The 11,410-nt window shown below is 66.8% G+C and carries 9 protein-coding genes; 8 read left to right on the top strand and 1 reads right to left on the bottom strand.

The genetic code is table 11. From position 1 onward, the window contains the following. From BDO18943_RS25535 to BDO18943_RS25505, 7 genes are all read left to right on the top strand, one after another. On the top strand, positions 1-390 hold a 390-nt coding region (locus BDO18943_RS25535), incomplete at its 5' end, for an energy transducer TonB (RefSeq protein WP_235996190.1). Between the two features lie 16 nt (positions 391-406). After that, positions 407-1,147: a MotA/TolQ/ExbB proton channel family protein gene (locus BDO18943_RS25530; protein ID WP_175024551.1), complete on the top strand. Its 741-nt coding sequence runs from the start codon at positions 407-409 to the stop codon at positions 1,145-1,147. Then, positions 1,147-1,554: an ExbD/TolR family protein gene (locus tag BDO18943_RS25525; protein ID WP_175024550.1), complete on the top strand. Its 408-nt coding sequence runs from the start codon at positions 1,147-1,149 to the stop codon at positions 1,552-1,554. Before BDO18943_RS25530 ends, BDO18943_RS25525 begins: the two co-directional genes overlap by 1 nt. Before the next feature lie 113 nt (positions 1,555-1,667). Next, positions 1,668-3,512, top strand: coding sequence for an extracellular solute-binding protein (locus BDO18943_RS25520; protein ID WP_235996189.1), 1,845 nt, complete (start codon positions 1,668-1,670; stop codon positions 3,510-3,512). A gap of 5 nt (positions 3,513-3,517) precedes the next feature. Next, positions 3,518-4,567, top strand: coding sequence for an ABC transporter permease subunit (locus BDO18943_RS25515; protein ID WP_175024548.1), 1,050 nt, complete (start codon positions 3,518-3,520; stop codon positions 4,565-4,567). Between the two features lie 14 nt (positions 4,568-4,581). Beyond that, the gene (locus BDO18943_RS25510) at positions 4,582-5,802 is read left to right on the top strand and encodes an ABC transporter permease (protein WP_175024547.1); all 1,221 of its coding nucleotides are present in this window, start codon (positions 4,582-4,584) and stop codon (positions 5,800-5,802) included. Continuing rightward, positions 5,799-7,418, top strand: a complete 1,620-nt coding sequence (locus BDO18943_RS25505; protein ID WP_175024546.1) for an ABC transporter ATP-binding protein — start codon at positions 5,799-5,801, stop codon at positions 7,416-7,418. Before BDO18943_RS25510 ends, BDO18943_RS25505 begins: the two co-directional genes overlap by 4 nt. A gap of 263 nt (positions 7,419-7,681) precedes the next feature. Here BDO18943_RS25505 and BDO18943_RS25500 read toward each other — a convergent pair whose 3' ends face one another. Further along, on the bottom strand, positions 7,682-9,760 hold the full coding sequence (locus BDO18943_RS25500) for a TonB-dependent receptor (protein ID WP_175024545.1): 2,079 nt from the start codon (positions 9,758-9,760) through the stop codon (positions 7,682-7,684). Between the two features lie 579 nt (positions 9,761-10,339). On the opposite strand from BDO18943_RS25500, the gene adhP reads away from it, so the two are divergent. Next, positions 10,340-11,368 (top strand): alcohol dehydrogenase AdhP, encoded by a 1,029-nt coding sequence (gene adhP / locus BDO18943_RS25495; protein WP_175024544.1) that lies wholly within the window; start codon positions 10,340-10,342, stop codon positions 11,366-11,368. Positions 11,369-11,410: the final 42 nt, after the last annotated feature.

Below are 11,410 nucleotides of genomic sequence, written 5' to 3'. Positions count from 1 at the left end.
GCTGCGCGGCCCTCGGCGGCGCCGGCGGAATCGGCCGCGCCCACACCGGCGGCGGCGCCTGCCGCACCCGCTGCACCGGCCGCAGCTACCGCACCGGCCACGCAAAAAACCACGCTGCCCGACGGAAACGCCGATTACCTGCACAATCCCGCGCCCGACTACCCGGCGACAGCGCAGGACTACGGCTGGCAGGGCAAGGTCGTCCTGCATGTCCACGTCCGTGCTGACGGCTCGCCCGACACAATCGAGGTCCGTCGCTCGAGCGGCCACCGCGTGCTCGACGATGCCGCCGTCGCCGCCGTGCGGCACTGGAGCTTCGTGCCCGCCAAGCGGGGCGACACGTCTGTCGATGGCTGGGTCGACGTTCCGCTCAATTTCCAACTTGACTGATTTCCGGAGTCCGAACATGAATTCGTTGCCGCTTACCCTTATCGTGCAAGGCGCCTTGTGGCTGCTCGGCGCGTTCTCCATCGCAACGTGGACGATCATCGTCCTGAAGGCGATCCAGCACACGCGCGCCGCACGCGTCGATCGGCGCACCGACGATGCACTCGACGGTGCACTTACGCTCGTCGATATCGCTTCGCGCGCGCTGCCCGAAGGCCCCAAGGCGCGCGTGACGGGCACAGCACTCGCCGCGCTCGAACAGGCGCGCGCGTTTGACAGCGACCATCCCGAAGACCTGTGGAGCCGGCAGGACACGCTGGAGCGCCAACTCACGCGCCAGATCGCGCACGAACGCCGACGCCTCGAACATTCGCTCGCGTGGCTTGCGTCGGTGGGCAGCATCGCGCCGTTCGTCGGGCTGTTCGGCACGGTGTTCGGCATCATTCACGCGCTCGGGGCGATTTCGCACGCGGCATCGGCGAGCATCGACGTGGTGGCCGGGCCGATCGGCGAGGCGCTCGTCGCGACGGGCATCGGCATCGCCGTCGCCGTGCCGGCCGTGCTCGCGTACAACATCTTTGTGCGCGGAACGAAAGCCGCGGTCGCGCGTCTCGACGATCACGCCGGCACGCTCTACGCGCTCGCGCAGCGCCAGCAGTTTCGCATTTCAGTAGAAAACGCCGCCGAGAGCGCGGCGACTGCGCCGCGCGCCGATCAATCCCGACCGGTTTTCGCCCGCGCTACGGAGGTCGCCGCCTGATGGCTTTCTCCTCCAATCAGGACGACGACGTCCTCAGCGAAATCAATATCACGCCGCTCGTCGACGTGATGCTCGTGCTGCTCGTCGCGTTCATCGTGACGACGCCGCTGCTCAACAAGGCGATCCAGGTCAATCTACCGAAGACCGAAGCGACCGCTTCCTCTGATCCGAAAAAACCGCTTACCGTGAGCGTCGACGACGCGGGTGCAGTCTGGTTCGACAAGCAGCCTGTGCCGCTCTCGCAGGTGGAATCGCAACTCGAACAGCGCAAGCAGGAGGACACGGATCTCGCGGTGTCGCTGCAGGCCGACGAGCGCGTGCCGTACGGTCCCGTCGCGAAGGTGATGGGCGCGGTGCAGCACGCGGGCATCACGAAGCTGTCGCTGGTGACGCAGCCGGAGCAGTAATGACCGATTCCGTTCGTCCGACGTCGCGCGCTTGGCCATCCATTCTGATTGAGCGAGTTTCACGGGTTGCACAGGTTGCACGCGTCGCGCAAGTTGCACGCGTTGCACGATGCGTGTGCATTGCCGGCACCGTCACGCTCGCCCACGCCGCGCCCGATTCTCAGTGGCAAACGACGCTTGCGCTCTTCGACGACGTGCGGCCCGATGCGTCGATGCGGCGCTTTGCGTGGGCCGACCACGCGCCGCCGCGCGACGGCACGCTGCGCCTCGCGAACTACACGGAGATCGCGACGTACGACTCGCTCAATCCGTTTCTGCTGCGCGGCAACGCGGCGCCCGACGAAGTCAATCTGATGTTCGAGACGCTGATGCAACGCAGCCTCGACGAAGTCGGCACGCAATATCCGTTGCTCGCCGATCGCGTCGAGATCGCGCGTGACGGCCTTTCGGCGATGTTCCACCTGAATCCGGCCGCGCGGTTTTCGAATGGCGCGCCGGTGACGGCGCAGGACGTGCGCTACTCGTTCGAGCAGTTGACGGGTTCGTCGACCTCGCCGATCCACAGCAGCCGCTACACGCTCATTCGCGCGGTGGACGTGATCGACGCACAGACGGTGCGCTTTGCATTTCGCACGGCGCAGCGCCGCGCGGTGCTCGAAGCGGGCGATCTCTACGTGTTTTCGCGCGACTGGGCACGCGCGGCGGACGGCGGCACGCTGACGTTCGACCAACTCGCCACGGTTGCGCCCATCGCGAGCGGGCCGTATCTGATCGGCGCGCGCGCGAGCAATCACGAGATCGTGTATCGACGCAATCCGCGCTATTGGGGCGTGGATCTGCCGGTGCGGCGCGGCATGTTCAACTTCGCCAACGTGATTTTCCGGCTCTACAGTGACCCGTCGGCGCCGCTTCAGGCTTTTCGCGCCGGCGATGTCGACGCGCTGGCCGAAGGCAGCGCGGAGCAATGGTCGCGCAACTACAGCGGCCCCGCCTTTGCGAACGGCACGCTGCGCAAGCAGGAGTTTCCGGATCACGGCATCAGCAATGCGCAGGGTCTGTTCTTCAATCTGCGGCGTCCCAAGTTCCAGGACATTCGCGTGCGCGAGGCGATCGGTCTCGCGCTCGATTACGAATGGATCAACCGGAACATGTTTTTCGGCCAGTACACACGCACTCGCAGCTTTTTCGACGAAAGCGTGTTCGCCGCGAGCGGCGTACCGGGCGCCGACGAGCTGACGCTGCTCGAGCCGCTACGGGGTGGCGTGCCGCCCGAGGTGTTCGGCGCACTGCCGCCGCAGCCGGATACGTCGGCGCACCACGGGCTGCGCCGCAATCTTGCACGGGCCGAGGCGCTGCTGGCGAGCGCGGGCTGGCATTACCGCGATGGCATACTGCGCAACGCGGCCGGCACGCCGTTCACGATCGAACTGATCGACGACGGCACGGGCATGGAGCGCATCCTGATGATCGTCGTGCGCAACCTGAGGCTGCTCGGCATCGACGCGCGGCTGCGCATCATGGATCAGACCATCATCGTCGAGCGCCTCAAGCATTTCGATTACGACATGACGACGTTGGGCTACCGCGCCGCGAGCATTCCGGGCGTCGAACTGGAACGCCGCTTCGGCAGCCGCGCGGCGCGCACGCCGGGCTCCGAGAATTACACGGGCATCGCGTCGCCCGCCGTCGATGCGCTGATCGACGACGTGCAGCGCGCCGGCAGCGAACGCGAGGTGATCGCCGCGGCGCGCGCGCTCGATCGCGTGCTGCTGTGCGAACGCATCATGATTCCGGAGTGGCACGCCACGCACTCGCGCATCGCGTGGAGCCGCCGTATCTCGCCGCCCGCACGCGTGCCACGGCAATACGGCGAGCTCGATTGGGTCATTGGCTGGTGGCACGCCGCACCCGACGCGCAGAGCACGAACGCCGCGACGCACGCGGCCCAACAGGAGTAAGTGTCATGTTCGCGTATATCGGGCGCAGATTGCTGCTCATGATTCCCACGCTGCTGGGCGTGCTGACGGTGACGTTCGTCATTATGCAATTCGTGCCGGGGGGGCCTGTCGAGCAGGTGATGGCGCGGCTGCAAGGCTCGTCGGTTCACGGCGAGGGTGCTTCCGGCCCAGGCGGCTATCACGGCAACGAAGGCGTCGATCCCGCGCAAGTCGCCGCGATCCGCCACACGTTCGGCTTTGACGTGCCGCCGCTCACGCGCTACGTGCGCATGCTCACGCATTACGCGCGCTTCGATCTCGGCCAGTCGTTCTTCCAGCATCGCTCGGTCTGGGCGCTGATCGTCAGCAAGCTGCCGGTGACGGTCACGCTCGGCACCTGCACGCTTGTGCTCACGTATCTGATCGCAGTGCCGCTCGGCATCGCGAAGGCGCTGCGGCGCGGCACGACGTTCGACTTCGCGACGAGCGCCACGCTGCTCGCCGCATACGCGATCCCGGGCTTCGTGCTCGGCGTACTGCTGATGATGCTGTTGAGCGGCGATCTCTTTCTGCACGTGCTTCCGCTCGGCGGCTTCGGCGCCGAAGGGCACGACGCGCTGCCGCTCGCGCAACGCGTGCTCGACCGCGTCTGGCATCTGGTGCTGCCGGTCACGGCGTCGGTGGCGAGCAGCCTCGCCGTCGTGTCGTTTCTCACGCGCAACGCGTTCATCGACGAATTGTCGCGCCAGTATGTGTTGACTGCGCGCGCGAAGGGCGTGTCGCGCAACGCGGTGGTGTGGCGACACGTGCTGCGCAACGCGCTGATTCCGATCGCGACAGGTTTTCCAGCGGCGTTTGTGTCCGCGTACGTGAGCGGCAGCCTGCTGATCGAGACGCTGTTTTCGCTCGACGGCGTCGGGCGCCTGTCTTACGACGCGATCATCGGCCGCGATTATCCGGTCGTGCTGGGTTCGCTGTTCGTGTTTACGGCCGTGAGTCTGTTCGCGAAGCTCGCGGGCGATCTCGCGTATGTGCTGATCGATCCGCGCATTCACTTCGGCGGCAACGGCCGCTGAATCCGGAGTTCTCCATGGAAGTCATCAGCTCATCGCACGCGGATTCGAAGCAGGCGGACTACGCCGATACCGTTTCCGACACGCCAACGGGGGCCGCATTCGTGCTGCCTTCGCGCGCCATTGCGTCACACCGCGACGCGGCGAAATTCGCGCGCGCGTTCGCATGGTGGCGGCGCTTGCGCCGTCAACGGCTCGGCTTCGCGAGCCTAGTCGTGTTCGCGGTGCTGTTTGTCGCGAGCCTGCTTGCGGGCATGATCGCCAACGATCGGCCGCTCGTCGCGCGCTATCACGGCCAGTGGCTGTTCCCGGCGCTGCACACGTACGCCGATAGCGACTTCGGCGGCGCACTGCCCACCGAAGCCGACTATCTCGACCCGTTCATCCGCGAGCAGTTTTCGCGCGACGGCAATTTCGCGCTCTACGCACCCGATCCGTATCGCTACGACACCGTTAACTATCACGCGGCGCAGCCATTTCCGGCGCCGCCTTCGGCGCAGAACTGGCTCGGCACCGACGCATACGGTCGCGACGTGTTCGCGCGCGTTCTCTATGGCTTTCGCAGTTCGGTCCTGTTCGCGCTTGCGCTGACGCTGACAGGCGCGCTCATCGGCGTGCTCGCGGGCGCGCTCCAGGGCTATTACGCGGGCCTCGTCGACCTGCTCGGCCAGCGCGTGACCGAGGTATGGACCGCGTTGCCCGATCTCTATCTGCTGATCATCCTGTCGTCGATTTTCGAGCCGAGCCTCGTGCTGCTGTTCGTGCTGCTCGCCTCGTTCGGATGGGTCACGCTGTCCGATTACATGCGCGGCGAATTCCTGCAAAAGCGCTCGCTCGAATACGTGCGCGCCGCGCGCACGCTCGGGCTGTCCGATCGCCAGATCATGTGGCGGCACATCCTGCCGAACAGTCTTACGCCCGTCATCACTTGGCTGCCGTTTCGGATGAGCGCGGCGATCGTGTCGCTCGCGAGCCTCGATTTTCTCGGGCTCGGCGTGCCGCCGCCCGCGCCGAGCCTCGGCGAGTTGCTGGCAGAAGGCAGGGGCCATCTATCGGCATGGTGGATTTCGGCGACAGCCATCGCGGCGCTGGTGGTCACACTGCTGCTGCTCACGTTCATCGGCGATGCATTGCGCGAATCGTTCGCGACTGACCGCAACCGCGCCGCTGACGGTGCAGACGCCGACGATGCCAACCCCCACGCCGGCAAAACCCGCACCGCAGGAGCCACCCGATGACGATGCCCGTACTGGAAGTCGAAGACCTGAACATCCTGATCGGCGCGCGGACGATCGTGCACGGGCTCGATCTGACAATCGGGCGCGGCGAACGCGTCGCGCTCGTTGGCGAATCGGGATCGGGCAAGAGTCTGACCGCGCTCGCGCTGCTCGGGCTGGCCGACGCCGCGCGCGTGAGCGGCAGCGTGCGGCTCGCGGGCGAGGAACTTCTCGACAAAAGCGAAGCGCAATGGCGCGCGATACGCGGTCGCGACATCGCAATGGTGTTCCAGGATCCGATGACTGCGCTCAATCCGCTCAAGACCATCGGGCGGCAGATTGGTGAAAGCCTGCGTCTGCACGCGGGGCTGCGGGGCGGGGCGGCACGCGAGCAGGCGATCGCGCTGTTGCGGCGCATGGGTATCGTCGAACCCGAACGCAGGGTCGATGCCTATCCGCACCAGTTGTCGGGTGGCCAGCGGCAACGCGCGATGATCGCGATGGCGCTCGCGGGCAACCCGCGTCTGCTGGTCGCCGACGAGCCCACCACGGCGCTCGATGTCACCGTGCGCCGGCAGATCGTCGATCTGCTCATCGAACTCCAGGAAGCCAACGCGGACGGGCACGGCCTCGCCATTCTGCTCATCACCCACGATCTGCATCTGGTGCGCCGCTTCGCGCATCGCGTCGCCGTGATGCAGCACGGTGAGATCGTGGAGCAGGGCGCGACCGACGCGCTATTCGTGGCGCAGCGGCATGCGTACACGCGTAAGCTGTTCGACAGCGCACCGCGCCGTACGATCGCACCGCTGGCCGCCGATGCGCCGCGCGTGCTCGACGTGCGCGCGCTGCACGCCGGATACCGCACGCGCGCACGCGGCTGGCGCGGCTTGTTTCGCAGCGAAACGCCCGCCGTGCTGCAAGGCATCGACCTGCAACTGCGAGAAGGCGAGACGCTCGGCGTGCTCGGGGAATCGGGCTGCGGAAAATCGACGCTGGCCGCCGCGCTCGTCGGGCTCGTCGCGCCGTCGGCCGGCGCGATCCGTTACGCGGCGCTCGAAAGCGCAGGCAAGGCGGCGACGCGGCGCGAACACGCCGCGCACGTGCAGATGGTGTTCCAGGATCCATTCGGTTCGCTTGCGCCGCGCCTGCGCGTAGGCGAGATCGTCGATGAAGGGCTCGCGCTGCATCATTCGCACATGCCGCCCGACGCGCGGCGTGCACGTGTGGCGGCGCTGCTCGCGGAAACCGGCTTGCCGGCCGACGCGGCCTCGCGCCATCCGGCGACATTCTCCGGCGGGCAACGACAACGCATTGCAATCGCACGCGCGCTCGCGGTCGATCCGCGCATCCTCGTCCTCGACGAACCGACGAGCGCGCTCGATGTGTCGATCCAGAGGCAGATTCTCGAATTGCTGGCGACATTGCAACGGCGGCATCGGCTCAGCTACGTGTTCATCAGCCACGACATCGACGTGCTGCGTGCGGTGTCGCACCGGCTCGTCGTGATGCATGGCGGAAAGATCGTCGAGACCGGGGAGACGCAGGCGGTGCTGGAGGCGCCGCGTCATGCCTATACGCGAACGCTCGTCGATTCGAGTGACCGTACCGGATCACGGATGGTACACATGCCGTAGAAAAGTATGGCCCGGAACCCACCAGGACGCTCCGGGCAGGCATGTTGGTTCTGTCGCAATAAGCGGCCGATCAGGGATAGTGCGGGGAGGGTCATGTTCGAGAATCAGCGCATCGACATCGCACTTCTTACTCGACTATCCAGCCTTATTGCGACAGAACCTGCGCTGCGCGATAGGCAGTAATGGCCGATAAACGGAAACTCGCGGCGAGATGGGCGTCGCCGGAGCAAGGCCCGCGGCGGGCGCCGCGGACCATGAGCGGATCAGAACGTGGTGCGCAACCCGGCCATCACGCTGCGGCCGCCTTCCGGCGCGAAGCCGCGCACGACCGAGGTCGCGTAGCGGATTTCCTGGTTCGTCAGGTTGTCGCCACGCAGGTACGCGAGCCAGTGCGTCGCACCGACGCGGAACTTGTAGGTCAGCATCACGCCGAGCGACGTGTAGCCGTCCGTTGAAAAGTCGTTGCCGGGTACGCGGTGCTGCGACCACGCATGCGTGACCTGCGCGCGCGCGCCGAACGGGCCGTAGCCGTAGTCGGCCGCGAGCGTCGCCCGCAGCGGCGCGATGCGCGGCAGCGGCTGGCCCGTATCGACGTTGCGCGCGTGCGTGTAGTCGGCCGTCAGTTCCAGGTCGACCGTATGGCCGCGCCGTGCGAACGCGCGCCACTTGCCGTCTAGCTCGATGCCGTAGAACTCGGCGCGCACGCCGCGATAGATCGCTTCGTTGAGCGAGCCGTCGGTACCGGGCGCGACGGGTTCGCCGTCGTCGTCGACGACACGGCCCGTGTTGTACTCGGCAAGGTAGTTCGAGAAGCGGTTGTAGAAGACGCCGACGCTGCCGCGGTTCGGGCCGCTCGCGTAGCGCAGCGACAGGTCGGTCGACACCGCTTTTTCCTTCGACGCGTTCGGGTTGCCGATCAGGAACTGGCCGGTCGCATCGTGCGGGCCGTTCGAATACAGCTCGTAGAAGGTCGGTGCGCGTTCGGTGTACGCGACGTTGGCCGCCACCGACCACACGGGCGTCAGCGAGAACAGCGCGCCGGCCGACAGGCTGCCCGCGTTGAATTCGCGCGGCTGTGCCCCGGCGAATTTCTCGACGCCGGCCGGATCGGGATCGACCTTCACGTGTTCGAAGCGTCCGCCGAGGCTCAGCTTGAGTGCCGGGACGACCTGCCATTCCTCGAGGCCGAACAACGCGACGCTGTTCGTGCGCGTGGACGGCACGAGCATCTCGTCGCCCAGCGCGGAGAACGTGTTCTGGCCGAACTGCACGCCGATCGCGCCTTCGAACGGGCCGACCTTGCGATGCGTTGCCTCGATGCGCGCCTCGTAGCCGCGATTGCGGAAGGTGGTCGCGGTCTCGCCGTTGTCGACTTCCTTGTGGCGATAGTCGGTGTACGCGAAGTCGAATTTCAGTTTCGTGAACGGCCCGCTCAGGTTGCGCACCTCGGATGCGAGCGCGAGGCGCTCCTGGCGCATCCGCAGCCGCACGTCGCTTTCCGCGACGGAGCCGTAGTTCGATTCGTAGCCGCTGTAGGACAGGCCCGCGAAGCCGTCCGCCCACGTGTACGACGCGCCGACCGCGCCGCCGTGCACGCGGCCGTCGCTGTTCGGCACGTTGCCTTCCGGTTGCGGCGTGTCGGGGCCGTCGATCGCGCGCTGCGCGCTGCTGCGCGCGTAGCCGGGAATCCGCAGCTTGCTCGTTTCGCGGTCGAATGCGTCGACGTGGAACGCGAAGCGGCCGTTGCCGCCCTCGACCTGCGCGGCACCCGCGCGCACCGAGTTCGCCCCGCCATAGCGCGCGTCGAGCGCACCCGTCACGCCTTGGATCGCTTCGCGCGGAATCCGGTTGTCGATGGTGTTGACGACACCGCCCACCGCGTTGCCGCCGTACAGCAGCGCGGCCGGGCCACGCACGATCTCGACACGCTCGATCGACAGCGGATCCTGCGGCACAGCATGGTCGTACGACAGCGACGACGCGTCGTAGGCCGCGACGCCGTTCTGCAGCAACCGGATCCGGTCGCCGTCCATCCCGCGGATGATCGGGCGGCCGACCATCGGCCCGTAGGTGGTGGTCGACACGCCGGGCAGCCCGTTGAGCGTCTCGCCGAGCGAATCGGCCTGGCGGCGCGTCAGCGCATCGCCGGAAAGCTGGACGGTCGGCGCGATCAGGTCGCTGTCGCCGAGCGGGTTCGCGGTCACGAAGATCGGTGCGAGCGGGGTGGTCGGCGGCGTGCCGGAGACGGCGGGCGTAGCGGTCTGCGCGTGTGCGACGGCGGCGAACAGCAGCAGCGAAAGGGACGAGAGCGGGCGGAGCGGTAGACGAGGGAGGTCGCGCATGGTCGGTGAATCGGTTGGAGTCGGATCGGATAACGAGCGATGCAGGTCACGGCTGGATACGATATATTGTTGCGTCTTTGGCGCGCAGTGACCCGTTGGAACATGGCTCGGCGAGGCTCGGCCACCCACGGTGGAACCGTCTCAGGCGGACGAGTACCCGAAATGATATGTTATATCATTTCAAATTCCAAGCCGGATGGCAGGATCCTGTCGGGTTTCTGTCGGATGGGTGAAATGACGGCGGGAGCGGAAATCGGCTGCGCGATGTTCGGAACGATCGCTTGAACGGGGCGATGCGGTGCGTGTGTCGCCGTGTTGCTCGTGCGCCGGCCGGGTTCGTGGCGCCCCATTCGGGATCCGTCGGCGCGGCCCGCCGGGAAACAGCCGCACGCCGATCGATGACGCGGGCATGGACATCCGCCATCGGATCAGGGTCCAGTGAATCCTGCGGAGCGCCCCGGTGCGACGCCTTGAAGCAGCGGGCATCGCCGCGCATTGTCCCGCGCATTGACGCGCATCAACGTCGTTCGAATCCGAAACCGGATACTGGATCGCTCACCGACCAGCCAGGAGCGACACATGTCCCAAACCATGAAAGCGGCCGTCGTGCACGCGTTCGGCGAACCGCTGCGCATCGAGGAGGTGCCCGTGCCGACGCCGGGGCCCGGCCAGATCCTCGTCAACATCAAGGCATCGGGCGTCTGCCATACCGACCTGCACGCAGCCGACGGCGACTGGCCGGTCAAGCCGTCGTTGCCGTTCATTCCGGGCCATGAAGGCGTGGGCATCGTCGCAGCGGTCGGTGCGGGCGTCACGCACGTGCGCGAAGGCGATCGCGTGGGCGTGCCATGGCTGTACACGGCCTGCGGCCATTGCGAGTACTGCCACACGGGCTGGGAGACGTTGTGCCACGGCCAGCAGAACACCGGATATTCGGTGAACGGCAGCTACGCGGAATACGTGCTGGCCGATCCCGATTACGTCGGTCATTTACCCGCTCAGGTTGCGTTCGACGAGATCGCGCCGATCCTGTGCGCGGGTGTTACCGTCTACAAGGGCATTCGCGTCACCGATACGCGCCCGGGCCAGTGGCTCGCGATCTCCGGCATCGGCGGCCTCGGGCACGTGGCCGTGCAGTATGCGCGTGCGATGGGTCTGCACGTGGTGGCCATCGACATTTCACCCGACAAGCTCGCGCTGGCGCGGCAGCTCGGCGCGGAACTGACGATCGACGCGTCGATCGACGATCCGGCCAAGGTGATCCAGAAGGAGATCGGCGGTGCGCATGGCGTGCTCGTCACGGCCGTGTCGCGCAGCGCGTTCGCGCAGGCACTCGGGATGGTGCGGCGTGGCGGCACGGTGGCGCTCAACGGCTTGCCGCCCGGCGATTTCCCGTTGCCGATCTTTTCGACGGTGCTGAACGGCATCACCGTGCGCGGGTCGATCGTCGGAACGCGGCGCGACTTGCAGGAATCGCTCGATTTCGCCGCCGACGGCCTGGTGCGCGCGCATATCCACCGCGACCGGCTCGGCAACATCAACGACGTGCTCGCGAAGCTGCGCGAAGGCAAGGTCGACGGGCGCATCGTGCTGACCGACATGCATTGATGCGCGGGGCACAGCGCGCGCGCCGTCAACGGATCGACGGTG

The sequence above is a fragment of the Burkholderia aenigmatica genome, assembly GCF_902499175.1.
Classification (GTDB): domain Bacteria; phylum Pseudomonadota; class Gammaproteobacteria; order Burkholderiales; family Burkholderiaceae; genus Burkholderia; species Burkholderia aenigmatica.
This window is presented reverse-complemented; position numbering and strand designations above follow the sequence as displayed.

Excerpts from the sequence above, each read along its gene's own strand:
- BDO18943_RS25500 (WP_175024545.1), bottom strand. The coding sequence starts at position 9,760 with ATGCGCGACCTCCCTCGTCTACCGCTCCGCCCGCTCTCGTCCCTTTCG.
- BDO18943_RS25525 (WP_175024550.1), top strand. The coding sequence starts at position 1,147 with ATGGCTTTCTCCTCCAATCAGGACGACGACGTCCTCAGCGAAATCAAT.
- BDO18943_RS25515 (WP_175024548.1), top strand. The coding sequence starts at position 3,518 with ATGTTCGCGTATATCGGGCGCAGATTGCTGCTCATGATTCCCACGCTG.
- BDO18943_RS25510 (WP_175024547.1), top strand. The coding sequence starts at position 4,582 with ATGGAAGTCATCAGCTCATCGCACGCGGATTCGAAGCAGGCGGACTAC.
- BDO18943_RS25505 (WP_175024546.1), top strand. The coding sequence starts at position 5,799 with ATGACGATGCCCGTACTGGAAGTCGAAGACCTGAACATCCTGATCGGC.
- adhP (WP_175024544.1), top strand. The coding sequence starts at position 10,340 with ATGTCCCAAACCATGAAAGCGGCCGTCGTGCACGCGTTCGGCGAACCG.
- BDO18943_RS25530 (WP_175024551.1), top strand. The coding sequence starts at position 407 with ATGAATTCGTTGCCGCTTACCCTTATCGTGCAAGGCGCCTTGTGGCTG.